We start from the raw sequence: 23,837 nt of genomic DNA, 5'->3' as shown, positions 1-23,837 counted from the left end.
CTGTGCAATCCTATCACAACAAGCGAAAACAGACACTCCGTTCCATACAAAAGGCACTGCGTTTCTCTTGGGAAGTAGAGACGCAGTGCCTTCTTGAAGTTGGCTAACGTTTACGCATGCTTCAGCTTGCGCTTGCGCGAGCGGACGAGCCATAGAAATCGATGACGATAGCGATGCACCAAATAACGTACAATAAAATAGCCGACAGCCGTAAACACAATACTGTTCAAGACAGCGCCGATGACAAAATCCATACCCATTTGCTGCCAAGAATGTACGGATTCGGCCGCCTCCTGATACATGCCTTCACCCGGACGCACATCCGGAACCTCCACATTGACGCCCTGACTCGTCCACAAAGAACCTACAGCGTAATTCAAGTAGAACAAGAGTGGCCAAACGAAGGAGCCGACTCCCGCCGCCAACAAAGCCCCAGTAACACTGCCTCGCACCAGCTTCGTCAAACCGATCGACATGGCGGGACCGATCCCGAATGTCGGAAACCAACAAGGGAAAAATCCAAATACGATTCCTAATGCTATTTTTGACGCCCCTTGCTTGGAACGCAACATTTGAATCATCGTAAGACGAAATTTACGTGTCCATTTCATGCTCAGACTCTTTTTCCTATCCATAATGTGTAATATACCTCATGCAATCTTTTTTCTATGCAATCTTTTTTCTATACGCAATTTCTATTATAGCGCTCCCCGCTTTGAGTTATCTGACAAAATTGAAAGAATTGACCGTGTACCCGTTATTTTTGGACGGGTTCGGTTATATTCTGTAATAGTAAGAGATGGTGAAGGGGAAGATATGCAGTTGCGAGGAGGGATTAAATTGCGCACTTTTAACTACAAATGGCTTAACATTCTCGCCTTTGCCGCCGTCCTGGCTGTGAACACTCTGGCCGAGACCGTGCCGTTAGGCGGTAAGACGACAGGAGAAATCTCCGCCATGTTTCCCGTGCTATTTACACCTGCGAGCTATACCTTCAGCATGTGGATATTGATTTATTTGTTGCTTGCCGGATTCGTTGTTCATCAAGCGCTTCCCGGAAAGGACGACGTCACGCCTACCATACGATCCATCGGCCCTTTATTTGTTTTCAGCTGCCTGTTCAACATCGGCTGGATACTATTGTGGCATTACTTGTACACGCAAGTATGGGTGTCTCTCATCGCCATGATTGGATTATTAACGAGCTTAATTTTGATTTATAACAATCTGCGCAAAGCGGGGACATTCACGACGGTGGAACGCTGGCTGGTGCGGCTGCCATTCAGCATCTACTTGGGCTGGATCTCTGTAGCGACGATTATCAATGCTGCAGTCGTCCTGTATGATACGCAGTGGAACGGCTTCAGCTTCAGGGAGGAGGCCTGGACTGTCTTGATGCTGGCGGTCGGCGCGCTGCTGGCTTGGGTCGTCGGCGGACCGAACCGCGATCCGGCGTTCGTGCTCGTCTTTGTGTGGGCTTATATCGGCATTGCGATTAAGCAGCAGGACATCGCTACCGTTGCCTATACCGCTTATGGTCTTGCTGCCTTGTTGACGCTGCTCGCCGTATCCCTGACGTTCAGCCGGCGCGCCGATACGCATTCAGCCAGTTTGCAATAGACCGTCCCGTTCTAGCACAACTCGGAAATAAATAAGACCTCTCATCAAGACAAGGGAAATTCCCCCGTTCATTGTCCTGGGGAGGTCTTCTGTTTTGAATCGTATATACAACTTGATGTTTGCCGTTCGTCAACGAACTCCGTTTACGTACTTGCATTCTTCTGTTCCGGAAGCGGATGAAGATGCCTTCCGTCACGCAGCAGCACACGCCGGCCAAGCGTCCCCGCAAGCAGCAGCATCAGCAGCCCCAGCACGGAGGCAAGCCCCCACGTCTGAACCCATGTCGGCGTTCCTTTCATCCATTCAAAGACCAATCCACCGAGAATCGGGCCCAAAAATGTCGCAAAACCGGTAATTGCTGAATACATCGCAATAAACATCGGCCGCTCACTCTTCGGCGTGTCGCCGATAATGAAGTTAAATGCAAGTTGGTTGAACCCGCCCGTACCGATGCCGACCAGCGCATGTGCAACAATAAGCGCCACAAACGTCGGAATGATTGCGATCAAAGACCACGATACAGAGGACAAAGCAATAATCGGCAGCGTCCACAGCAGCAAATATTTATTGCTGTATCGCGCATTCAAGGTCCCCCATAAATAGAGGCTGCACATACTGACAACCGTCTGCACGACGGTAATGATCGATACGCGGTCATAGCCTATTCCGAGCAGTTCAAGCATCATATAGGAGTAGAACGGTAAAATTGTATTTTGCAAAAAAAGCCACGCTGACAAAAAAAGTACCGCCTTCATAAATCCCCTGTCCCGAAGCGGCTTCTTCAACATGGACACCATCTTGCTCTCCGTCGAGCGCGCGAGCGGCAAATTCGGATAGAACATGAACATGACGATATTCCATAAGCTGAACACGAATATAATCGTAAACAGAATATGAAATCCCGGACCTCCAGGGTATGCTTCAAGCACTTGCCCCCCGATGAATAACGTGAGGCTTCCGATAGCGCTGACAATCGTATTGCGAATACCGAAATAACGTCCTCGCACCGAGGCAGGCACGATGTCCCCCATTAAATTCGTCCAAATGATCCCCGCTCCTGCGTTTGCCAAAAAAGCTATCGTGTACATAACGATAAATGCAGTCACCCATACACTCTTGTCGAATAGAAACGGAATAAGACCAGTAGCGGTCCACATGAGACGGTGGATGGCAACGAGTCCAACCATCGTCCATTTCGGCGAACGAACGTGCTGCAGCACATAGGCGATTCCAAGCTGCGTAATATTGACGATGCACTCCCCTATTCATGATGGCAAACCGATCAGGAAACGGTTTCAAGCTATGGAATTAAGGTCATTCTACATCCGGCCTCATACATCGTCAATCGATATTGCAAGGCTATAACTATGAAATACAGTCGTTATTAGAGCGTACGCCTTGAAAATAAAATGTGTTCGCTTTTTAGAACTTAAAATCGGAGCATTTCGAGCAATTGCATCGCCTTGTTGATCAGAATGTCACTGTGTTTCGTATGAGGTCGCATACATATCGTATAGCAGGAAAATTTACGCAGAAAAGGCGGCTTATCGACATGTCACGACGGAAAGTATGCCCTATCCGATCCTCGAAATTTGATTGATCAACTTCCGCCGTTAACCCGTGCTCATCCGCAGCTTCTAGGAAGCGATCCAAAGAGGCATCCAATCGCAGCGCTTACGAAGCAGACGATCTATTTTTGGCGTCTTGGCCACCGTTCCGCCTATGCTTCCACCAGGCAAGCAGCAACAACAGTGCTGGATATACAATCTGCACCGTTCCTGAGAACAGCGGCTCGCTCGTCATGAACAGATCGTTCATCTCTTGAATGCTGTCCGCTATCCAGAAGCTCATCGCGATGATAAGAATCCCGATAGGGAAGACGAGGGGGCGATAATCGCTCAGCTTGAAGCACTGCGCCGTTCCTATGACGAGCGCATAGTACCACACTGCCATCTGGACGAACCCGCTCATGACCCACAGTACCATCACAATCGCTTCCACGTGCTCGAAGAAATTACCCAGACTAATATAGCGGGAAGCCACAAAGATCGGAAAGGTGAATAACGACGTCAAGTTGCCGAACAGAAACAAGCATGTCAGGTTGGTAACGAGCATAGTTACAAGCATTAACACGATGGAAATAATAGTCCATCTCCACTTGTTGCGCTTCCCGGTCGCATAAGGAATGACGAAACCGATGAGCGCAAATTCCATAAACCAGACAAGCGGAGTGACCGCCCCCTCGAATACCGGCTTCCAGCCTTTCTCAAGCACCGGTGTAATATGGTGAACGTCGAGTTCGGGGAGCAGCAAGACCGGAGTCAGAAAAATAAATCCCGCAAACAGCGGAGCGATCAATAAAGAAAACTTTCCAAGTACTTCAATTCCTCCGCGAATCGCTACAGCGCACACAAATGTGAGACAGATGCTCACTACGAATTCCGGAGTCCGCAGCAGCACCGAGCCGACGATGAATTCCCCGTATTCCCGCACGATAAGCCCCGCGCCGTGCCAGAGGAAAAACAACCATACGAGATTGGCCGCTCCACCTATCCATCTGCCAAGCAACCGCTCTCCATACTGTATAATCGTCTGCTCCGGATAATAATGATGAAGCTTAAGCAGCAGGAACATCGTGAGAAACCCTGTGCTGGAGCCGATGATGGGAGAGATCCACAGATCATTCCCTGCAAATTTCGAGGTAATGGCAGGAATGATCAATACAGACGTAGAGCCTACCGCCAAATACATGAGCATGCACAGCTGCGGCCATGTAATGCGCCCCTTTTCCACAAGAATTCACCTCACTATCGTATCGTCCAATTTAAGTAACAAGCGTGCGCTCGGACATATCACCGCATTCTTAATGACGCTGGACGGATGGCTGCCATTATGGTCCACTATGTTGCCGAGGGCGAATCGGGCCGTTCTCGATACTTCGTTTCTCCGGTCTTATGCTTCCACCATGCGATCAACAGAAGCAGCGCCGGGTAACAAATCTGTACCACAGCGGCAAACACCGCCCCGCTTGTCGCGAATAGCTTCGTCATCTCCGATAGATCATTCACAATCCACAAGCTCATCGCCACGATAAGAATGCCAATGGGAAACACTAGCGGACGGTAATCACGGATATGAAAGGACTGGGCCGTTCCGATGACGAGTATGTAGTACCATGAGCTAATCTGCACGAATCCGCCCATAATCCACAGCACCATTACAATCGCTTCGATATGTTCGATGATGTTGCCCAAGCTGATATATTTTGCCGCATTGAATACGGAAAAGGTATACATGGAAGTCAAATCGCCGAACACGAACAGGCATGTCAAATTCAGCAATACCATCGTGCCGAGCATTAGAATAATCGGCAGGCTAAGCCACCTCCATGGGCTCTGCTGACCGGTCGCATATGGGAGCATGAAGCTGACGAGCACATATTCCATGAACCACTCCATCGGCAGAATGGAGCCTTTCAGCACCGGCTTCCAGCCGTTCTCGAGCACCGGAGTAATTTGCAGGACATCCATTTCCGGCGTCAACAGCAGCGGAATGAAGATGACAAATCCCAAGAAGAGCGGGGTAATCAGCAATGCAAACTTGCCGAGCACCTCAATGCCCCCGCGAATGGCCAAGGCGCATACGAAGATGAGGCAGATGCTCACGACGCTTTGCGGCGTGCGCAGCAGGACCGAACCGACGATAAATTCCCCATATTCCCGCAAAATGACCCCTGTATTCTGCCAGAGGAAGAAGAGCCATACGAGATTGGCCGCCCCGCCGATCCACTTGCCCAATAAATGCTCTCCGTACTGAATGATCGACTGATTCGGATAATACCGATACAGTCTGAGCGCCATATAGATCGCCACAAAGCCAACCACTGAACCGATGAACGGCGTCATCCACAAATCCTGATGAGCATACTTAGCCGTCACCGAAGGAACGATAAGCACGGAAGTGGCTCCCACCATTAAATACATCAACATGCCGAGTTGCGGCCAAGTAATGCGACCTTGTTCCATAACTCCCTCCTCAACCATTCAGCCACAAGTAGACCGGCATAAAGATGAAATCGATTAAATCACGCGGTGTCGGGCCCTTGTAAAAAATGGCCATATATAAAATGACGATCCAGCCCAACGCAGATAAGACGAAGAAGGCGCGCAGCTCTCGAATAGGCGTCTTTCGCCGTCTCTTCCACTCGAACAGGCCGTTCAATAATAGGAGAATGCACATGGCTACGAAAAAGGGGTACGTCATTTAGCGCTCACCTATCTTTTTTAACTTTTCCCTAATGCTCCCTGGGTGGACGATAAGCGACTCCACAGTAATCTCCGTATCCATATCCTTATAGATTCGTTCCCAATTCTGCTTTATCGTCCGGTTCCACTCCTTCGCATATTTACGGTGGACATCTTTTGCGAAGCCGAACACATCCGCCTGCCATTGTTCCTGCGAAATCTTAATGGAATGCTCGATGATGCGCTTAATCTTCTGGTTGGTCTTGAGCTGTGCCTGATGCGTCTCTTTAGCGTTGGATACGTCAAACCGACTGTTATTCTGTATGGCGTCCATGTACGGAAATACTTTGACGCGCATCGTCAGCCTGCGTCCGTCCCAATGCGGTTCGATATCGATCTGGTTCTGCCTGAGGCGCAGCGTCAAACAATCCTGAGGGGTCTCTCCTTCCTCGCAATACGAGACATTCAGCCGTTTTTCACCGCGCAGCAGCATAATCCCCAGCATATCATTTCCAGCCATTCCGCCGATGTAACGGTCTTTTTTAATGATGGCCAGCTTCTTCACGGAAGGGATCTGGACCCCAAGCTCGCTGCTGCTCCATTCAACAAATGGCGCATAAGCCGTTCCTGAATCTCCGCTCAGCATTTTGACCATTTCCAGCAAGCTGATCTTCCAGACGGCACGTGATTTCCCCAAATCCTCGAACAGCTCGGCCACGTTGTTTTGCAGCTGCGGCAGTGATTGGAGGAATTCGCTCGCCTGACCGTCGGCGACGAAGATAAGCGCACGTTCGCGCGGACTCTGGAATCGCTGGAAGAAATCGAAGTGCTCCAACACCCCCTTGGATGCCAAGTCTTTGCTAACGACGTACACTTCCGCATGTCCCCAAAAGATATAGCGCGGCATTTTATTTTGCAATTCGAACAACACGTGACCCAAAGTAGGTCCCGATGCAGAAAAAACCGTTGTCTGTCCCCCGCCTTCACCGCCCTTTTTCGGCTCGCTGCCGGACTGCTGTCCGCCACCTCCGCCTTCCTTCGGCACGAATACCTGGAGCGTCATTTTCACGCCGCCGTTTCCGTCCGAATCGAGACCGGCAGCCAAAATAATAGACAGCTGCTCCAGCTCGGTGCGATCCCAGCAACCGGTAAGCGTCGTTAGCAGCAGCATCGCGATACCGAATGACACCATGCACCGGCACGGCACACGAATCGCTTTACGCATCATGCAACCCCCTCCATTACAGGTTCAGCCCAATCCATTCCCTTGATTTGCTTTGTCTGATGATTGCTCTGCGTTTTGCATCTGATCGGTTTCTTTGGTCATGTTCTCCACCCATACCGGTTGCCGAATCAAGATGTCCTTCATCATGGAAGATCTAAACGGAGCGACGCCGGTTAAGTAAGGCACGCCGAACGATTTCAACGTCAGCAAATGCGTCACGAGCAAAATGAAGCCCATCATCGTTCCGATGAGACCGAGAAATCCCGACAGCAGTATAATCGGGAACCGAAGAAGCCGCACGGAGATGCCTAAGTTGTAGTGCGGCACAATAAAGGAAGCGACACCCGTAATCGCCACGACCATGACCATCGGAGCGGATACGAGTCCAGCCGATATCGCGGCTTGACCAATGACGAGCGCGCCCACGATGCTTACCGCAGAGCCGACCTGCTTCGGCAATCTGGCCCCGGCCTCACGCAGCGCTTCGAACATCAGTTCCATCAGCAGCGCTTCCACCAATGCGGGAAACGGCACTTGGGCTCGCGCCTTTGCCATCGTCAGGATGAGAGCAGTCGGAATCATTTCCTGATGATAAGAGATGACGGCCACATATATAGAAGGACCGAGAAGAGCCACAAATATACTAGCGTATCTCAACCATCGGACAATCGTCCCAAAGAAGTGGCGCTCGTAATAATCCTCAGGAGACTGCAGGAAGGACACCCACAAGGCCGGAGCGATAAGCGCAACCGGGGATCCATCCACCAGAATGACGACTCTTCCTTCCAGCAAGTGAGACGAAGCAACATCCGGACGCTCAGTCGTCAGGAGCTGCGGGAAAGGAGAATACGGATTGTCCTCCAGACATTGTTCTACATACCCGCTGTCCAAGATGCTCTCCAGCGTGATGTTATCCAGACGCCGCTTTACTTCTTCCAGCAATTGCTCGCTCGCCAAGCCTTCCATATATACAAGATTGATCGTTGTATGGGTCAGTTTCCCCCGTTTAATCGGTTGTATCTTAAGCTTCGGAGAACGGATGCGGCGACGCAGCAGACTCGTATTCGACTGCATCGTCTCGACGAAGCCATCCCGCGGCCCCCGGACGACGGATTCCGCATCCGGTTCTGTCACGCTGCGCTTGTCGAACTGGATCGCTTCGATTGAGAAAGCAGTGTCGCTCTGATGCGGAATAAGGATCGTCATGCCAGACAGCATCAGCTCGACTACTTCCTGCATAGTCGTATGGGTCTTCACCTTCACCGCCGTCAACGTTCGCCGGACACTCTCGACCGTGACCCCGTCCTCCTCCGAATCTTGCTCATAACGAGTAACGAGCGGCTCGATGACATGCTCGTCAATCTGTAAATTGTCCACCATACCGTCGACATATATTAAAGAAGCCTGTTGTCCGCCCTGAAATGAAAAGGAAAAGAACACAATATCCGAACAATGATGAAATATATTTTCTAAATTTTTTACATTTTCTTTCCCTTCAGAGGACCAGACCATATTCGCATCCGAAGCCTCTTGCAACGGCATTGCCGATGGCACAATGATCACGCCTTTCCTTGTCATCCTTTCATTTCCATGATAGGGTTCCATAAATATCCGCAAATTATAAGTTGACAGCTTGAGCGTCATATGATAAATTAATCTCGTATTCAAGATATTATTATTCGAGACATTAGCAAGAGCAAGTATAAAGGTGGTGAATAACCATGCATGAGAATCGATTGGAATTGATGGATGCCGATGTGCAGCAATCCCTTAAATTGTTCGTCGTGCTCTCGCGAGCTTCGAAGACGCTAATGGATTATGCGCAGCATGACATGAAGCATTATCAGCTTAATCCGTCAGAATTCGCAGTGATGGAAATGCTGTATCATAAAGGCTCCACCCCCATTCAACAAATTGGCGGCAAAGTGCTCTTAGCTAGCGGGACGATGACTTACGTAGTTGATAAGCTTGTGAACAAAGGATATATCAAGCGACGTCCTTGCGAACAAGATCGCCGGGTCATCTATGCGGAATTAACGGAAGAAGGCGAACGTGTCATGACAGCCATTTTTCCAAAGCATGCAGCAGCCATTCATGAATCCATGAGGGGATTGACGGCAGACGAGAAGCAGCAGTTAATTGAGCTTCTGAAGACGCTGGGTCAGAGCGCAACCTCTCCTGAGTAGCCCTTCTTTTTCACAGAGGGCTCTTATTAGGCACAATATCTCGAATTCAAGAATCTTTATTTAAACAAACTTTGTTTGATACAATTTGAGGAGGAACATAATGATGTTGGCAGATTACGGTTTATTGCTTATACGAGTTATTATCGGAGTAACGATGATGGGGCACGGCGCGCAGAAATTGTTCGGCTGGTTCGGCGGTTACGGTGTAAAAGGCACTGGCGGTTGGTTCGAATCCATCGGAATGCGGCCGGGTGTCGCAATGGCGCTGCTGGCCGGAATGACTGAATTGATTGGCGGCCTTCTGTTCGGTCTCGGGTTATTTACATGGGTCGGCGCCGCGCTTATCGTCGGCACGATGTTGGTTGCGATTGTGAAAGTTCATGGGGCCAATGGCTACTGGGTCACTCAGAACGGGATTGAATACAATGTCATCCTCACTGTAACGGCCATAGGAGTCGCTTTAATCGGGGCAGGTTCTATTTCTTTAGATGCTTTGCTGCAAGGGTGATTGGGAATAGCGGATGAACCGTTCCCAACTCGGAAACTCTATAATTTTCAGGAGGCATCGTTATGAATGAAACAATGGATCGCTCGATTCGACGGGCGAATGAACGCTATCACAATGACCATGGATGGTTAAAGACACACTTCAGCTTTTCTTTTGCCGATTACTATGATCCAAATAATATACAGTTCAGCGCGTTACGGGTATTGAATGATGATAACATTGCCCCGGGAACTGGCTTCGATCTTCATCCGCACCGGGATATGGAAATTGTTACCGTCGTGTTGAAAGGCCAACTGGAACATCGGGATACAACAGGTAATCGGGAAATCATCGTACCGGGCCAAATCCAGCGCATGAGTGCCGGCACCGGCATTTATCACGGCGAATTCAATGCTTCGGACACCGAATCGCTGCAGTTGATGCAGTTGTGGTTTCTGCCGGAAAAGATGGGACTTCAGCCATCCTATGAGACGTTCACCTATGGCATGGAATCGATACAGAATCGACTAGTTCCGGTCGTGTCTAATCGCGCGGACGAACTCGGAACTGCACGAATTCATCAGGATGTAACGCTGCAGCTAGGACAATTCGCGGCAGGCCAGGAGCTTGCCTACGACACGAAGCCCGGCCGTTCTCTATACTTGTTCATCATCGAGGGAGAAGTCCGATTCGATGACGGCATGACACTTCATCGCCGCGATGACGCCCGCATTCGGAACGCTCATTCGCTTAAGCTGCAATTCGAGCAAGACTCTCATATCATGCTCATCGATTTGTCGTAACGTGAACTGCATTCTGCTTACCACATAGTCCACCTGTCTGCAGATCTTTCCATCTGCAAGCGAGTGGTCTATTTCTTTTTTGCACATCATACATGCAGTCATATAGCCGTACCCCGACTGCGTACGATAGAATTAGTGCATGATTTTTCACATGCAGAATGCTGCAAATTCCAGTACAATAGATCAATGCACAGTAAGATGAATTGAAGGAGGCAATCAACGAATGGATACTGCACTTCGTGCGCAACAAAATTACGACGCGTGGTTACACGATCCTCATATCGACGAGACGACAAAAGCGGAACTGCAAGGCATCGCCGGCGAGGAACGCGAAATTACGGATCGCTTCTATAAAGACTTGGAATTCGGCACAGGGGGGCTTCGTGGCGTAATCGGGGCGGGCAGCAACCGCATGAACGTCTATACGGTCGGCAAAGCGACACAGGGACTTGCCCAATACTTGAAGCAAACAACGGCTTCTCCATCAGCTGCCATTGCATATGACTCCCGGCATTTCTCACCAGAATTCGCGCTTGAGGCGGCACTGGTACTGGCCGGAAACGGTGTAAAGGCATATGTATTCGAGAGCTTGCGTCCGACACCGGAGCTGTCGTTCGCGGTGCGTCAGCTGCAAGCAAGCGCTGGCATTGTCGTTACCGCCAGCCACAACCCGCCGGAATATAACGGCTATAAGGTGTATGGCGATGACGGCGGACAGATTACGCCTGAGACTGCCGCCCGTGTCATTGCCGAGATTCGCGGCGTGACTTCGTTCGCCGATATCCGTAAGTTAAGCCGCGAGGAAGCAGAAGCACAAGGCATGCTCGTATGGCTGGGTGAAGACATGGATGAAGCGTACATATCGGCTGTTGCGCAAGTAAGCCAGAATGAAGAGCTAGTGCGCAAGACAAGCGATCAATTCCGCGTCCTCTATACTCCTCTGCATGGCACAGGCAACATGCCGGTGCGGCGTGTGCTGGAGCGCATCGGGTTCCAGCAGGTGCGCGTAGTACCGGAACAGGAGCAGCCGGATCCGAACTTCTCTACTGTGAAATCTCCGAATCCGGAGGAGCGTGAAGCATTCACCATTGCCATCGAACAAGCGAAGGCTTGGGATGCTGACATCATTATGGGCACAGACCCGGATGCCGACCGAATGGGTACCGTCGTGAAGAACGCGAATGACGAGTATGTCGTCCTGACCGGGAACCAAGCTGGCGCCATTATGGTACATTATTTGCTCGATGCAATGAAGACGAAGGGCACGCTGCCAGTTAACGGCGCGGTTATCAAAACGGTCGTAACGAGCGAGCTTGGGGCGTCCATTGCAAAATCATACGGCATGACCGTATTAAATACGCTGACTGGCTTCAAATATATCGGGGAGAAAATGACGGCGTTCGATCAAACCGGCGAGCATACGTTCATCTTCGGTTACGAAGAAAGCTACGGCTACCTGGCCGGCAATTATGCACGCGACAAGGACGCGGTCATCGCCGCCATGCTTATTAGCGAGGCGGGCGCTTACTATAAAGCACAAGGCAAGACGCTGTACGAAGTGCTGCAACAATTATACGCCCAGCATGGGTATTACTTGGAAGGCTTGCAGACACGCACGCTGAAAGGTGTGGAAGGCGTGGCCGTTATCGGCGGCATTATGGAGAATTGGCGAGTCCAAGCACCAGACACGGCCGGTGGCATCCGAATCGTGCGCACGGAAGACTTCGCTCAAGGTCTGTATGATCTGCCGAAGGAGAACGTGCTCAAGTTCCACTTGGAAGACGGAAGCTGGTTCTGCCTGCGTCCGTCCGGAACGGAGCCGAAGATTAAGATGTACTTCGCAGTGAAAGGCACATCCGGAGAAGACGCGCAAGCAAGATTGCAGCGCGTTACCGAAGACGTCATGTCCAATATCGACGCCTTCATTGAAGCCCAGAAATAATCTGCTTGCACAAAGAGGCTGCCGACATATGTTCGTAACGTTGGCAGCCTCTTTTTTGTTAATGAAGGTTTGGAGGCAGGCGGTTATCCTTGTCTATGCATAGTATCTGCAAGCTCCTAATCGCGTAATTCAGGAGATGAGATGGAGGGCCAACTCCCCCTTATGCGCACTCTCCCCTTTAGTCAGGGTAATATTCAGATGAAATCACCCTTTACATAAAAATGGCAGCGTAACCGCGAACACCTATACTTGCGCATTGGCCGCCGACAGCTTAATTCGAAGCTTAGCGGCATAGCTTTCGACATTGCTGCACATCTTGATGCTTCAATATGGCTTCCTCACTCTGACGGAACGGTTCACAATGGACCCCGACCTTAGCCGATCACTTCACTACGCTCATCTTTTGAGCCATCTGCTTCACTGCAGCCCCGGCTCTGATCTATCCCAATCACGCAGCCCGGGCCCATCCCCTCAAGAGGACTGCATTCACAGTTCCTGATTGATTGGGATAATGAGCATATGAAAGCAACCAACGAATGACTTCATCTTTTGCAGCATATATTTCGTCACCCTTCTTGTGTTCCAACACCAAGCATGACCTCTACCCTTACATCGAGCTTTCCAACTACCGGTTAAACGGACAAAAATGACGGCGACAAGCAAAATGATCTGCCAGATGTTCATCTTCATGATATGCGTGTCCTTCAATGTCGGTACGACCACCCCGAGCGAGATCGTCGAAATGATGAGCGTCATCAGAAACACGCTGCTAATTAAGCCTGCCCATGATGCAATAAAGTTCCTCCTTTATATCCAGCTCTTATTTTTTTGTTCTCATCATGCACCATCATGAAATTGAAATAAAAATCAGGTTTCTCCTTCTCATTTCAAAGGCTTGCATCCTCAATTGGATCGGTTCATACTTAGGTTACATAATTATGCGTTTATTACGAAAGGAGCATCATTCAATGCAGCAAGAAACGTTAGATTTATTCCGCACCTTAACAGAGTTCCCTTCCGCTCCCGGCTTTGAACGAGAGCTTCGTGCCTTAGTAAAGCAAGAACTGTCCCAATATACGGATGAATTCGTCCATGATGCGCTCGGCAGCATCTTCGGCGTTATGCGTGGCGATGAGCAAGGCCCTCGCGTCATGGTGGCTGGCCATTTGGATGAAGTCGGCTTCATGACGACCCAAATCACACCGAACGGGATGCTGAAATTCACACCACTCGGCGGCTGGTGGGGGCAGGTCGTTCTCGCGCAGCAAGTGGAAGTCATTACGCCGAACGGCCCGATTCCGGGTGTCGTAGGCTCGATTCCGAAGCATTTGCTTGATGAAGCAACGGCGAACAAGCCTGTCGACACGAAGCATATGTATATCGATGTAGGTGCGGACAGCCGTGAAGAAGCGGAGCAAGCCGGCATCCGTCCAGGACAGCAAATCGTTCCGGTCTGCCCGTTCACCCCTCTGCTCAATCCGAAGAAAATTATGGCCAAGGCATGGGATAACCGCTATGGCGTCGGCCTCGCGATTGAGCTGATGAAGGAACTTCACCGGGAGCAGGCTAAGCTGCCGAACATCTTGTTCGCCGGCGCGACCGTACAGGAAGAGGTCGGCTTGCGCGGAGCACGCACGGCGGCGAACCTGATCCAGCCCGACATTTTCTACGCGCTTGATTGCAGCGCAGCGAACGATATGACTGGCGATCCGAACTCGTTCGGCCACCTTGGCAAAGGCGCATTGCTCCGCATTTACGACCCGACGATGATTACGCATCGCGGCCTGGTGGAATTCATCCAGGATATTGCGGATACACACAAGATTCCATATCAATACTTCGTTTCCCCAGGGGGAACAGATGCGGGACAAGTTCATTTGAGCAACAAAGGCGTGCCTTCCACCGTTATTGGAGTATGTGGACGCTATATCCATACTCCGGCTTCCATCGTTCATACGGACGACATAGATGCGGCGAAGGAATTGCTTATTCAGCTTGTGAAGCACACAGACCGCACGACGTACAACACAATTGTGGAACGTGCGTAACGAATAGATGAATTAACGGATATTTTCAACCCGCTCAGCCGGGATTCAAACAGCGAATATCGAACACAGAGCGCGGCCCCTTCCAGACGGAAAAGGGCCGTTCTCTTTATTTTGAGAAATCAACATCAACAGTTCTTGGCAGCCACTGCCGCTCGCGTTACACTAATAACACAATCTATGATTTTTCCTAACAAGGAGGCTAACACTGATGTCTTATTCACAATCAACGAACACTTCAGAGGAGAACCGTGCGCCTGGTCCATCGACATGCATTGAGGCAGCGACGTTCGCTGGCGGCTGCTTCTGGTGCATGGTTAAGCCGTTCGATCAATGGGACGGTGTGCACAGCGTCATATCCGGTTATACGGGAGGACACGTTCCGAACCCGACATATGAGCAAGTGAAGTCGCAAACGACAGGGCATATCGAAGCGGTGCAGATTACATTCGACCCTGCCGTCATAACATACGAACGTCTGCTTGAGCTATTCTGGGGACAGATCGACCCGACAGACGCCGAAGGTCAATTTCAAGATCGGGGCCATTCGTATACAACGGCCATCTTCGTTCATTCGGAGGAGCAACGGCGCAAGGCCGAAGCCTCCAAAGCTGCACTTGCTGCGTGCGGCGGCTTCGACAAACCGATCGTCACACCGATTGTAGACGCCAAGCCTTTCTATCCGGCAGAAGATTATCATCAAGACTATTACCGCAAAGAGCCGGAGCATTACAAGGAGGACCGCTCCAAATCAGGCAGGGATGAATTCATTGCGAAGCATTGGGAACCGTAAAAGACTCCCGTTCGTCGCTGCGCAGATATCGCCTGATACTGGCTGAAACAAAACAAGCTGACGTCTGTACTGGACAGACATCAGCTTGCAGCCAACAGACCTATATCGGCCGGATCGCTTTCTACATGTGTTCGGGATACTTACAGCAGTTCCTTGCGCAATTGCTCTGGCGACTTTGGAGACATCAGGCCGAACGGAATGTCGAATTATGTACAGGGTTACGATTAGCTAAGAAAATAGCAGTATGATAGGGTGTTTCTCGTTTGGATTAAGATTATTTCGGATTAGTTCAGTTACAAATATGGTCAAAAATATGGTCACGAATGAGTACAAGGAACAGGGCGTGTGTTGAATCGAAAAATAGTTTGATTTTGCTGGGCCTCGGATTACTCCGGGGCCCACCCATTTTACCATTAATTTCATAGAGTTTGCACCCTCGAAATGATACAATACGACCAGATAACAATTTCTGGGAGGTTCTACGATGGGTGTCGATAAAACTAAAAAGCCTGTATATAAACGCTGGTGGTTTATAGTGATTGCTGCCTTTTTTATTCTTGCTGTGATCGGCGCGGCGTTAGATGATGGAGAGAAGCCGAAGGTATCGAAAGAAACCCCAGCCGTTGCGCCAGTGGACGACGGAACGAAGGAAGAGAAGATGGAAGAAAAGAATAATGAAATACTTGTTACACTGGATGTAAAGGAGAACGTCGAGGCTGGAAAGGTAGGATTTGAAGGAACTACAAACCTGCCTAGCGGCACGGAATTAATGTTGTCTCTTACAAACGACAGCGGTTATAACGCCCAAGCAAAAACAGCAGTAAACAGCGGTGAGTTTAAAACAGAACAGTTTTCTAATAAAGGAGAAGCGTTAGAAACAGGTACTTATAGTGTGAATATCACAATGCCGATCGCCTCTGTACAACCTGAGGACGTGCAAAAAGTTATTGGTGCGGACTTAGAAAACTTAAAAGGCGATTTGGTTAAAGATGATGATTTCGGAAAAGTGGTTAAGTATTCAAAATCTATTGAAATTGAAGGCGCTGAGAAAATCGATCATAGTGCATTAATTAAAAGCTTCAAAGAACAAATAAGTGCATATTACAATGATATTAACAACGAGTATGATAAACATAAAAAATCATTAGACCTTGCAACTTGGGGCGAATTTGCACGGGGTTTTAAAGAAGGCACGACAGAATTGAGAAATGAAATAGACCAATCCGCTTTAAGTCAGATCGAGCAAATCCAATTAAGTCCAGCTTGCGGCGATCTGCAAATACTCTTAACTTCTTATGCAGCGAGTTTACAAGGACGCGGCGATGACGAGGATATTAAGAGGTTAAAAAAACAAATAGAAGAAGCAATAAAATGATGTAGTCTTAGAAAAAGCACGGCCCCGGAGCAATCCGGGGCTCGTCTTTTTCCATGTGCTAAAATGAATACAAAGGAGGCACCTATGAAAAAGCATTTATACATAGTGATTGGGCTTATTTTGGTGCTGCTGCTCGCGGCCTGCTCTCCAACCAGCCTACCAACAGCAAACCAGACCACGCCACCGCAGCAAGCAGCAGCTGGCACGCTCCAGGTTTACTATCTGGATGTCGGCCAGGGCGATTCCACACTAATACGGACACCAAAGAATCAATTCGTACTTATTGACGGCGGGTATAACAGCCAAGGCAAAAACGTAGTGAAGTACCTGGAACAACTTGGTGTGAAAGAACTGACAGCTGTGATCGCAACGCATCCTGACGCCGATCATATTGGTGGACTGGACACGGTAATAGATGCAATTCCGGTCAAGTCCGTATATGCTCCGAAGGTGAGCCACACAACGAATACATACAAGGATTTTCTGATGGCCGTCAAAAATCGGGGGCTAAAAATCAAGTCAACAAAGGCAGGCCTTCAGATACCACTTGATGGGGTCACAGCGGAATTCGTCGCTCCGGTCGGTGAATATGGAAAGGATCTAAATGCATGGAGTGCAGTATTACATCTGTCATTTGGCAATACATCCTTCCTTTTTACCGGAGATGCTGAAAAGAAAAGCGAAACGGATATGCTGGCGCATCCGAATAAGCTGCGCGCCGACGTGTTAAAGGTAGGGCACCACGGATCGGACACGTCCACATCGCCGAAGTTCCTGACTACGGTAAATCCCAAGTATGCGGTCATTTCTGTCGGGGAAGGAAATAAGTATGGCCACCCGAAAGAAGCGGTAATGGAGCGTCTAAAAAAGGCAAAAGTATCTGTATACCGTACTGACAAGAACGGAACGGTAACAGCAATCAGTGACGGAACAAACATCAAATTCGAGACTGTGAGGTAACGCTAATGATAAAAGGAGTAATCGATCAAATCGAGTGCGATATCGCCAAGATCGAAATGGAAGACGGGCATACAATCGAATACCCGAAGCATCTGCTTCCAACCGAAGCTGAAGTTGGCGATGTGGTTCAAATCAGTGGGAACGCTATAAGCGTTGATAAACAGGCTACTGCAGCACGTAGGAGCGAAGTGAACAAATTGATGGATGAACTGTTCGAAGATTAACGGATAAGAGCCGTGGGATTCTTCCCCAACGGCTCTTGTTCTTTCCCTTTTAGTTGATGCATCCGCTAACCTTTTTTGAATCAACCCACTCATAAGTATGTGGTTGGCCCTTGTCAGAATAACACGTTTGCTTATAGTAAGTATTGGTAATAGTATATCCAGTGCTGTGATCGCAGAATGTTTCTGTTTTTGCTATATATTTGGAATCACATTTTGCTGCCTCTGTTTGACTAGGGAAGCTGAGTAAGATAAAAGATGCACTCATAAGAATTCCAGTGAATTTAATTAATTTTGACACAATTATCACCTCCTTTAATGTATATGTTCTACACACAAGTGCTAAATCCTCCCATATAAAGAAAATATATTTATATTAAATCATAATGTGGATATCACAATCACACTCCAAACCACTGATTTATCGATGTCTAATCAATATAAAAAGAGCCGTGGGATGCCTTCCCTACGGCCCTTTTCTGTACCAATTCTTTCGGATACAATTCCAGTATACACCATTTAAATTTTTTTCGAAATGGTTACCTTTCGCTCCTTCCCATTCCACTGTACCTTTGCGTCTGCTGCTTCCGCAACGGCCCGTACTGGAGCGTATGCATTACCATTGATCATTTGGCAACCTGGTACGGGCTTTCCTCCAATGGTGGCAGATTTTCCGTCCCAGCCTACTCGACAGCCGAGTGCTACCCCGACCGTCCTAACCGGTGCAAATACATAGCCGTTTATAAGCGGCCCTTCGGCAATCTTTTTGCCGTTGACCTCTATGCTGGCTTGCTCCACCTTGCCCATCGTGTCGTACTTTTGCAGACCATGCTGCTCGATTAGATCAATGAGCAGTTGCGGATACCCGGGATCCGTTGCATATGTCCCGCGCCAAATCTCGTAACAGGCCGTTTTATAATCGGCGTGCAGCACCCCATGATAACGCTTCGGCTTGTCTTTCGTACCGTTTAGGATCAGCTGTGAATGGTCCGCAATACTCTCCCCCCAGTTGTTGTACTTTCGGAAATCGGCTTCAATCTGGTATGATGTCCCATCCGGTCGATACTCTTTTGTAAGCATCCTCACCGATCCTGCTGGCCCTCGTCCTTTGATGCCGAACAGGTTTTTTGCCTTCGTAGTCAGTCCACTTTCGCCCCAATTACTTTCCAGTGCCGCCTGCGCGATAGTTAGGGATGCAGGTATGCCTGTCCGCTTCATATCTTCAACAGCAGCTGCTGCAATCTTTGAAATAAAGTCCTTTTGTTTCACGTTCCCCGTCCCCTTTTCTTGATTCAGATGTTTTGCCAAGTATTCACCGGGATTCGTGTGACAATCGAAACCGAATGACGGTGCCGATTTTGTACGCACTTCGTAGTGCAAATGAGAACCCGTGCTGCGCCCTGTCGTGCCTTGCTTCCCGACTTCCTGCCCTGCTGCTACCTTCTGGCCTACCTTTACGCTGCAGCTATTCAAATGGGCGTAACAGTGCAACGCACCGCGTTCATCCTTCAAAGCTACTACAATCCCAAAATTACCGAAGCCCGTGCCCGTCTGGCCTTCTCGTGCATGTACAACCTCGCCGCCCATAAACGCAAAAATAGGCGCTTTATGCGCCTTTACAAGGTCAATGCCTGTATGAAATGTTGGTTTCCCATTAAAGGGATCCTGACGCGTTCCGTATGGGCTTGTAACGCGGAATCCATGCTTGCTCCAGTCAAACATCTTTCTCGCCGCCCTTCTTGGCTTGCTTTATCGCCTGATGGCCAAACACGGCAAATGCCCCGGTCAGAATGCCCTGTATCAGCGCCTCTACACTCCAACCGAGCAATCCGATCGTAAACAACACTGCCAGTGCAACAACGATATATACAATGCTCCAATCAGGTACAGCAGGTGTTTGCTTGAGGATGTATCCTATCACCCAACAAGCGCCTACAACGATAAATAAAGCCGGGTCAATCAGTTCAAAAATCATGTTCCATTCCATAGTTCAACACTCTCCCATTAAGATAATTTGATAGCTGTCACAATCGCGGCAGCAACAATAGTAATCACAGAAGCGACAACGGTACGCCGAAACCACTTCTGGCCGTCTTCGATACGGTCTAGCCGATGGTGCGCCGCCTTTGCTGACTGTATCGCCTCAATCGCTACATCACGGGCATTGATCGCCGAGTCCAGTTTTTCTTCGATGTTGTCTATCTTTGTTTCAACTCGCGTCATGCGCTGCAGCGTCTCAACTTGTGGATCTCCCACGCCCACTCCCCCTAAAATTCAAATAGCCCCCACGCTGCCGTGAGGGCAAAATAAAAGCGCCTGCTCTAAGGCTAGACGCTTACTTAGTTTCTGCCGGATACTCTTCGCCGGTAATGTCCTGGTATTGCTCCGGTGTTATCTCCCCGAAAGGATTGGTTTCAGTCTTCACCGCCGCACACAACCCCTCAGCGTCGATCCACCGACATTCAAAAGCAAGTTTCCAAAAATTCATGCTGTTTGCTCCCCTTTCATGGCTATGATTTCGAGTTTAGCTTTGGTTAGCTCTTTCCCAAGGCCGTCTATAACCGCTTGCTGCTGGATGCCTTTCAGCTTCATTTGCGTTAGCTCTTGGCCCAGCACATCAGTCTGTGAGGGCTCGGGCTTCGGCTGCAGCGCGTCGATCTCGTCTTGCGTGAGGCCGTTGCGCCAAAACGAAGGGCCGTCTACAGGGCTCGGCGGCTGCGGTTGCGGCTCCTCTCCTTCTGGGTCATACTCGGCCATGGCCGCGATATATTCGGCGTATGCGGCCTCGTAGTCCGTCATGGCTTGTCTGTATCCTTGTACGTCGAATGTCGGTTCATAGAGTCCAGCAGGCAGTGGCACGGCGACCATATACCCGACATGGACGGTCTCCGGTTCATTCGGCTGCTCGTCGTCCTTCTGCGGCAATTCCTGTGGCTCTTCCTCGTTCGACTGGACAGGTTCCCGCCGATCAAAAACGCCCGTCACGGAGTCCGCAACAAGCGTGGGTTCAATGTATCGACCGTTAAGGTCGGTTATATACGCGTATTTCATGATTTTTTCACCTCCAGTCCTTCAATTAGTAACCCTACTCCGTCAAAAGATATATACGTATCTGCTGTTCCGGCATTAATCCTCATTATGCCACTAGTCGTTATAGAGCATTGCAAGGGCTGTACTGTATTCGCTCCAGTCCACGTTATACAGTTCAACCAGCAACCATAAGCTGTTTTAAGAGTGATTGGCAAATTAAAAAGCTGCGTAGTGGTGGCAGTTGTGCCACCCTGCAAAATGCCTTCAATGTATAGTAGGTTGCCTTTTACTCTAAATCGCAGTGGTTTTGCTGCGTAATGTATCCACCCATTTAAAGGCGGAACCTTTATCCAACCTGTATCCTCTACCGCATCTGCCTTCTGCATCTCCACCACGGATAGCCGCCGCTCCATGTCTCCCGAATACTGCACCAAGTCCGATACAGTACCGCGTAGGTTGGTCGCTATGCTGCCGCTTATAGGAGCCGCAAGCGTTGGTTCTAGCATCGTGTATGTTACGTGATAGACTGCGGTAGGGTCGTAGTAGGAGTTGCTTAGATAGGCCCTTTCGTTACCATAGGCGAGACTTATGTTTTCTACCGTCCACCTCGAATCCTTGGTTGCACCTTCGTAGATATTTATAATTTTGTTTGCTTTATGCTGAAAGCGCGTAGATTCCCAAGTAACAACCCCGTTATTTATAAACCAACTATCATTCTCCGAATAATACGAAGGGTTCGCCTTCTCCCGCAGCACAATACCGCTTCCTACCTCGACCATGTTCGATCCTGCGGAAAGTGTCGCGCCCAACTCGTAATTCTGGACGGGTTCGACGGTTGGCTTCGCTTTGAGATATTGTAGACGGTAAGGGGTATATAGTCTCCCATTGGTATCGGTTCCTGCTGGCACCGTGGGAACTGTTGTCCGTGCGTCAGATGTCTGGGTAGCCCAAGTGCCATCAGCGCCACGACAGGTCAGCTTAACCCACGCTTTTCCTACGCCTGTATGTGGATTGCTAGGGTTAATGTTGTCATACATCTTCCAACCCAAGAAATACGCCTTAATCTCGTCTGCATCCGGTGTATAGTCTGGCCCCCATCCGCTGTCTGTGTTGGCGATAGAAAAGTACACATTCACATGGTTTATACGAACTAAATCAGCGGCTAACCAATTCGCTATTGGAATGTCTGACACAGTAAGCTGTTTGCCATCAAACTTAGTAGCGAATAACTTACCGTAATCATCGTCGTCCCCCGGGGAGGCGCTACCACTAGCAAGGTTGCTTATCAACACAGACTTAAAACCTGTATTAGTGACTGTAGTTTTTTCATAAGTGTACCGGCCATCTAGAACAAGCGTCCTCCACTTCTCCAGCACATATTGCAACCCATCCTCACCGACGAACAATAAGTCTGGATTCGTACCGTCTACCGGATTAGCTGCTAGTTCCGTCTCGAAAGCGATCATGCTGCGTTGCTGTGGAGTGAATGGTATTGGTTTGTCACCAGGAACGACCAGCGGTTTTTTTATCGTGTATATCCCGGCCTTGTCGAATCGAAGTCTGATCGACAAATAATGCGTTTGTGCTGTTGTGGTAAAAGTAACAGTCCCTACAGCCACTCCGCCGGGGACGCTACGCCAGTACCCGTCTTCGATCTCTCCAGCAGGATCACCGTCTTTTCCGTCTTTGCGTTCGATGATTTGCAATCCATTGCCGGGGATTGCGTTACCCTCACTTGATATGGTGTATGTCGTGTCAGGCAGTACTGGTATGATTGTCCTAAGCGGTGCTTTCGTACCGTCTGATGTAATTTCGGCAACCGCTTCGTATGGGCTTACCGCTTTTGCCATGGCGTTCGGCTCGGTTTCCCACTCCGTAAAAGGCGGCAGCAGATTACCTCCCGTTACGATGGCATAGGGGTTACGGACGTTTGTCATGCTGTCTACGTAGGGGTAGAGTCTATCAACTTCGTCTCTGTCCATGTTGTTGATGCTGTCTATCAAGGCATTGTCTATCGTATCGGCTATTCGGTACACTCGAATGCCGTCAACATAGGCTGTATCACCGTTCTGACCTGTGACGCGGATATGCATGTCGAACGTATTAGGTCCATTTTTCGATCGCGAGAAGGCTTTTCGTACCGTCGTAAACTTACTGTCCGTAACCGGGAGATCCCCTATAAAGATGCCTGAAAGAATCTCTACGCTCGCCCTTGTGGCCGTTCCATTCCGTACCCGGGCGACGAGAAGAAAAGAGGCTCCATCTTCCCCGATGGTACCAAAATTGATTCTGTCCCGTAGGTTCCACGATGCCGTATACTCTCCTGGTGTCGAGGCCTTTACCGTTGCCTTTAGGCTCGCTGATCCTTGGTCGGTTACGTCCGTGACCAGTTCCAAGGCCGCACCGGTTGTATTGACCTTCCACCGTTCAAGGTTTCTCAAACCCGTTGACAGGTTTATAAGTGTACGCCCCTTGACTTCGCCAAAATTAAACGGCGTGTCATTATCTACCTCAACCACCTGGACGCCGGGGGATAGTGCCAGATCCTTTGAGTGCGTTTCGGCAACCGCGACGGCTGCGCTGTTCCATTTAGGCCGCTCTGTATCGGATACGTGTTTTTGGGTGTCAGATACGTGTGTGTCTAATTCCTCCGCGCTAGCGTCCTTCGCCCTCTGTTCTGCTTGATTGGCGTATGATTTTGCTTCTTCCAAAACAGTTGTAATGTCCGTCTTTTCTGCTGCCTTCTCTTGTAACTCTTTCAAAGCTTCAAAGGTTCGGTTAGTCTGCCAGTTTAGCCAGTCGGCCGGCGGTCTGTCTTCTATTTCCCACCCCTTCACTCTTTTGGATTCGGGTGGCTGTATACCTGCTGCTTTCCATTCGGGAAGCTCTTTCTGAAATGCCATCGT

General features: G+C 49.5%; 25 protein-coding genes. 10 read left to right on the top strand and 15 right to left on the bottom strand.

The window, feature by feature from the left end:
- Positions 1 to 110: 110 nt before the first annotated feature.
- Positions 111 to 611 (bottom strand): DUF2062 domain-containing protein, encoded by a 501-nt coding sequence (locus LQV63_RS04405; RefSeq protein WP_233695801.1) that lies wholly within the window; start codon positions 609 to 611, stop codon positions 111 to 113.
- Between the two features lie 229 nt (positions 612 to 840).
- On the opposite strand from LQV63_RS04405, the gene LQV63_RS04400 reads away from it, so the two are divergent.
- Positions 841 to 1,620: a tryptophan-rich sensory protein gene (locus tag LQV63_RS04400; RefSeq protein WP_233695800.1), complete on the top strand. Its 780-nt coding sequence runs from the start codon at positions 841 to 843 to the stop codon at positions 1,618 to 1,620.
- Positions 1,621 to 1,763: 143 nt separating this feature from the next.
- Here the strand turns inward: LQV63_RS04400 and LQV63_RS04395 are convergent, their stop codons facing one another.
- The 6 genes from LQV63_RS04395 to LQV63_RS04370 form a co-directional block, all read right to left on the bottom strand.
- Positions 1,764 to 2,840 (bottom strand): MFS transporter, encoded by a 1,077-nt coding sequence (locus tag LQV63_RS04395; protein WP_233695799.1) that lies wholly within the window; start codon positions 2,838 to 2,840, stop codon positions 1,764 to 1,766.
- 454 nt (positions 2,841 to 3,294) lie between these two features.
- A complete protein-coding gene (locus LQV63_RS04390) occupies positions 3,295 to 4,413 on the bottom strand; it encodes a GerAB/ArcD/ProY family transporter (RefSeq protein WP_233695798.1) in 1,119 nt (372 codons plus the stop codon).
- A gap of 107 nt (positions 4,414 to 4,520) precedes the next feature.
- On the bottom strand, positions 4,521 to 5,645 hold the full coding sequence (locus LQV63_RS04385; RefSeq protein ID WP_233695797.1) for a GerAB/ArcD/ProY family transporter: 1,125 nt from the start codon (positions 5,643 to 5,645) through the stop codon (positions 4,521 to 4,523).
- Between the two features lie 10 nt (positions 5,646 to 5,655).
- Complete coding sequence (locus LQV63_RS04380; RefSeq protein WP_233695796.1) at positions 5,656 to 5,883, bottom strand: hypothetical protein; 228 nt, start codon at positions 5,881 to 5,883, stop codon at positions 5,656 to 5,658.
- Entirely contained in the window at positions 5,884 to 7,092 is a 1,209-nt protein-coding gene (locus LQV63_RS04375; protein WP_233695795.1) for a Ger(x)C family spore germination protein, read from the bottom strand.
- A 21-nt stretch (positions 7,093 to 7,113) separates the two neighbouring features.
- On the bottom strand, positions 7,114 to 8,667 hold the full coding sequence (locus LQV63_RS04370; protein WP_233695794.1) for a spore germination protein: 1,554 nt from the start codon (positions 8,665 to 8,667) through the stop codon (positions 7,114 to 7,116).
- Between the two features lie 143 nt (positions 8,668 to 8,810).
- On the opposite strand from LQV63_RS04370, the gene LQV63_RS04365 reads away from it, so the two are divergent.
- The 4 genes from LQV63_RS04365 (at position 8,811) to LQV63_RS04350 (ending at position 12,507) form a co-directional block, all read left to right on the top strand.
- Positions 8,811 to 9,275 (top strand): MarR family winged helix-turn-helix transcriptional regulator, encoded by a 465-nt coding sequence (locus tag LQV63_RS04365; RefSeq protein WP_233695793.1) that lies wholly within the window; start codon positions 8,811 to 8,813, stop codon positions 9,273 to 9,275.
- A gap of 100 nt (positions 9,276 to 9,375) precedes the next feature.
- Positions 9,376 to 9,783 (top strand): DoxX family protein, encoded by a 408-nt coding sequence (locus LQV63_RS04360; protein ID WP_019419760.1) that lies wholly within the window; start codon positions 9,376 to 9,378, stop codon positions 9,781 to 9,783.
- 62 nt (positions 9,784 to 9,845) lie between these two features.
- Complete coding sequence (locus LQV63_RS04355) at positions 9,846 to 10,565, top strand: pirin family protein (protein WP_233695792.1); 720 nt, start codon at positions 9,846 to 9,848, stop codon at positions 10,563 to 10,565.
- A 223-nt stretch (positions 10,566 to 10,788) separates the two neighbouring features.
- Complete coding sequence (locus LQV63_RS04350) at positions 10,789 to 12,507, top strand: phospho-sugar mutase (RefSeq protein ID WP_233695791.1); 1,719 nt, start codon at positions 10,789 to 10,791, stop codon at positions 12,505 to 12,507.
- Between the two features lie 486 nt (positions 12,508 to 12,993).
- Here the strand turns inward: LQV63_RS04350 and LQV63_RS04345 are convergent, their stop codons facing one another.
- The gene (locus tag LQV63_RS04345; protein WP_233695790.1) at positions 12,994 to 13,263 is read right to left on the bottom strand and encodes a hypothetical protein; all 270 of its coding nucleotides are present in this window, start codon (positions 13,261 to 13,263) and stop codon (positions 12,994 to 12,996) included.
- A 212-nt stretch (positions 13,264 to 13,475) separates the two neighbouring features.
- Between LQV63_RS04345 and LQV63_RS04340 the strand changes: the two genes are divergently transcribed.
- The 5 genes from LQV63_RS04340 to LQV63_RS04320 all read left to right on the top strand — a co-directional run bounded on the left by LQV63_RS04340 (position 13,476) and on the right by LQV63_RS04320 (position 17,904).
- Positions 13,476 to 14,555 (top strand): M42 family metallopeptidase, encoded by a 1,080-nt coding sequence (locus LQV63_RS04340; RefSeq protein ID WP_233695789.1) that lies wholly within the window; start codon positions 13,476 to 13,478, stop codon positions 14,553 to 14,555.
- A 208-nt stretch (positions 14,556 to 14,763) separates the two neighbouring features.
- Complete coding sequence (msrA, locus tag LQV63_RS04335) at positions 14,764 to 15,345, top strand: peptide-methionine (S)-S-oxide reductase MsrA (protein ID WP_267933878.1); 582 nt, start codon at positions 14,764 to 14,766, stop codon at positions 15,343 to 15,345.
- A gap of 484 nt (positions 15,346 to 15,829) precedes the next feature.
- Positions 15,830 to 16,720: a hypothetical protein gene (locus LQV63_RS04330; protein WP_233695788.1), complete on the top strand. Its 891-nt coding sequence runs from the start codon at positions 15,830 to 15,832 to the stop codon at positions 16,718 to 16,720.
- Positions 16,721 to 16,804: 84 nt separating this feature from the next.
- Positions 16,805 to 17,680 (top strand): ComEC/Rec2 family competence protein, encoded by an 876-nt coding sequence (locus tag LQV63_RS04325; RefSeq protein WP_233695787.1) that lies wholly within the window; start codon positions 16,805 to 16,807, stop codon positions 17,678 to 17,680.
- A 5-nt stretch (positions 17,681 to 17,685) separates the two neighbouring features.
- Positions 17,686 to 17,904: a DUF3006 domain-containing protein gene (locus LQV63_RS04320; protein ID WP_233695786.1), complete on the top strand. Its 219-nt coding sequence runs from the start codon at positions 17,686 to 17,688 to the stop codon at positions 17,902 to 17,904.
- A gap of 49 nt (positions 17,905 to 17,953) precedes the next feature.
- On the opposite strand, the gene LQV63_RS04315 is transcribed toward LQV63_RS04320, so the two are convergent.
- The 7 genes from LQV63_RS04315 to LQV63_RS04275 all read right to left on the bottom strand — a co-directional run bounded on the left by LQV63_RS04315 (position 17,954) and on the right by LQV63_RS04275 (position 23,834).
- The gene (locus tag LQV63_RS04315) at positions 17,954 to 18,202 is read right to left on the bottom strand and encodes a hypothetical protein (protein WP_233695785.1); all 249 of its coding nucleotides are present in this window, start codon (positions 18,200 to 18,202) and stop codon (positions 17,954 to 17,956) included.
- A gap of 218 nt (positions 18,203 to 18,420) precedes the next feature.
- Positions 18,421 to 19,623, bottom strand: a complete 1,203-nt coding sequence (locus tag LQV63_RS31970) for a glucosaminidase domain-containing protein (RefSeq protein WP_407672884.1) — start codon at positions 19,621 to 19,623, stop codon at positions 18,421 to 18,423.
- On the bottom strand, positions 19,616 to 19,888 hold the full coding sequence (locus tag LQV63_RS04295; protein ID WP_233695784.1) for a phage holin family protein: 273 nt from the start codon (positions 19,886 to 19,888) through the stop codon (positions 19,616 to 19,618). The genes LQV63_RS31970 and LQV63_RS04295 overlap by 8 nt, the downstream gene beginning before the upstream one ends.
- A gap of 17 nt (positions 19,889 to 19,905) precedes the next feature.
- Entirely contained in the window at positions 19,906 to 20,157 is a 252-nt protein-coding gene (locus LQV63_RS04290; protein ID WP_233695783.1) for a hemolysin XhlA family protein, read from the bottom strand.
- Positions 20,158 to 20,236: 79 nt separating this feature from the next.
- On the bottom strand, positions 20,237 to 20,389 hold the full coding sequence (locus LQV63_RS04285; RefSeq protein WP_233695782.1) for an XkdX family protein: 153 nt from the start codon (positions 20,387 to 20,389) through the stop codon (positions 20,237 to 20,239).
- A complete protein-coding gene (locus tag LQV63_RS04280) occupies positions 20,386 to 20,952 on the bottom strand; it encodes an XkdW family protein (protein ID WP_233695781.1) in 567 nt (188 codons plus the stop codon). Before LQV63_RS04280 ends, LQV63_RS04285 begins: the two co-directional genes overlap by 4 nt.
- Positions 20,949 to 23,834, bottom strand: a complete 2,886-nt coding sequence (locus LQV63_RS04275) for a hypothetical protein (protein ID WP_233695780.1) — start codon at positions 23,832 to 23,834, stop codon at positions 20,949 to 20,951. The genes LQV63_RS04280 and LQV63_RS04275 overlap by 4 nt, the downstream gene beginning before the upstream one ends.
- Between the last annotated feature and the right edge of the window lie 3 nt (positions 23,835 to 23,837).

It is taken from the genome of Paenibacillus profundus (assembly GCF_021369635.1).
GTDB classification, from domain to species: domain Bacteria; phylum Bacillota; class Bacilli; order Paenibacillales; family Paenibacillaceae; genus Paenibacillus_B; species Paenibacillus_B profundus.
This window is presented reverse-complemented; position numbering and strand designations above follow the sequence as displayed.

Bases quoted from the DNA above. Each gene is read 5' to 3' on its own strand.
- LQV63_RS04405 (WP_233695801.1), bottom strand. From the start codon at position 611: ATGAAATGGACACGTAAATTTCGTCTTACGATGATTCAAATGTTGCGT.
- LQV63_RS04385 (WP_233695797.1), bottom strand. From the start codon at position 5,645: ATGGAACAAGGTCGCATTACTTGGCCGCAACTCGGCATGTTGATGTAT.
- LQV63_RS04380 (WP_233695796.1), bottom strand. From the start codon at position 5,883: ATGACGTACCCCTTTTTCGTAGCCATGTGCATTCTCCTATTATTGAAC.
- LQV63_RS04375 (WP_233695795.1), bottom strand. From the start codon at position 7,092: ATGATGCGTAAAGCGATTCGTGTGCCGTGCCGGTGCATGGTGTCATTC.
- LQV63_RS04370 (WP_233695794.1), bottom strand. From the start codon at position 8,667: ATGACAAGGAAAGGCGTGATCATTGTGCCATCGGCAATGCCGTTGCAA.
- LQV63_RS04365 (WP_233695793.1), top strand. From the start codon at position 8,811: ATGCATGAGAATCGATTGGAATTGATGGATGCCGATGTGCAGCAATCC.
- LQV63_RS04360 (WP_019419760.1), top strand. From the start codon at position 9,376: ATGATGTTGGCAGATTACGGTTTATTGCTTATACGAGTTATTATCGGA.
- LQV63_RS04355 (WP_233695792.1), top strand. From the start codon at position 9,846: ATGAATGAAACAATGGATCGCTCGATTCGACGGGCGAATGAACGCTAT.
- LQV63_RS04350 (WP_233695791.1), top strand. From the start codon at position 10,789: ATGGATACTGCACTTCGTGCGCAACAAAATTACGACGCGTGGTTACAC.
- LQV63_RS04345 (WP_233695790.1), bottom strand. From the start codon at position 13,263: ATGACGCTCATCATTTCGACGATCTCGCTCGGGGTGGTCGTACCGACA.
- LQV63_RS04340 (WP_233695789.1), top strand. From the start codon at position 13,476: ATGCAGCAAGAAACGTTAGATTTATTCCGCACCTTAACAGAGTTCCCT.
- msrA (WP_267933878.1), top strand. From the start codon at position 14,764: ATGTCTTATTCACAATCAACGAACACTTCAGAGGAGAACCGTGCGCCT.
- LQV63_RS04330 (WP_233695788.1), top strand. From the start codon at position 15,830: ATGGGTGTCGATAAAACTAAAAAGCCTGTATATAAACGCTGGTGGTTT.
- LQV63_RS04325 (WP_233695787.1), top strand. From the start codon at position 16,805: ATGAAAAAGCATTTATACATAGTGATTGGGCTTATTTTGGTGCTGCTG.
- LQV63_RS04320 (WP_233695786.1), top strand. From the start codon at position 17,686: ATGATAAAAGGAGTAATCGATCAAATCGAGTGCGATATCGCCAAGATC.
- LQV63_RS31970 (WP_407672884.1), bottom strand. From the start codon at position 19,623: ATGTTTGACTGGAGCAAGCATGGATTCCGCGTTACAAGCCCATACGGA.
- LQV63_RS04295 (WP_233695784.1), bottom strand. From the start codon at position 19,888: ATGGAATGGAACATGATTTTTGAACTGATTGACCCGGCTTTATTTATC.
- LQV63_RS04285 (WP_233695782.1), bottom strand. From the start codon at position 20,389: ATGAATTTTTGGAAACTTGCTTTTGAATGTCGGTGGATCGACGCTGAG.
- LQV63_RS04280 (WP_233695781.1), bottom strand. From the start codon at position 20,952: ATGAAATACGCGTATATAACCGACCTTAACGGTCGATACATTGAACCC.
- LQV63_RS04275 (WP_233695780.1), bottom strand. From the start codon at position 23,834: ATGGCATTTCAGAAAGAGCTTCCCGAATGGAAAGCAGCAGGTATACAG.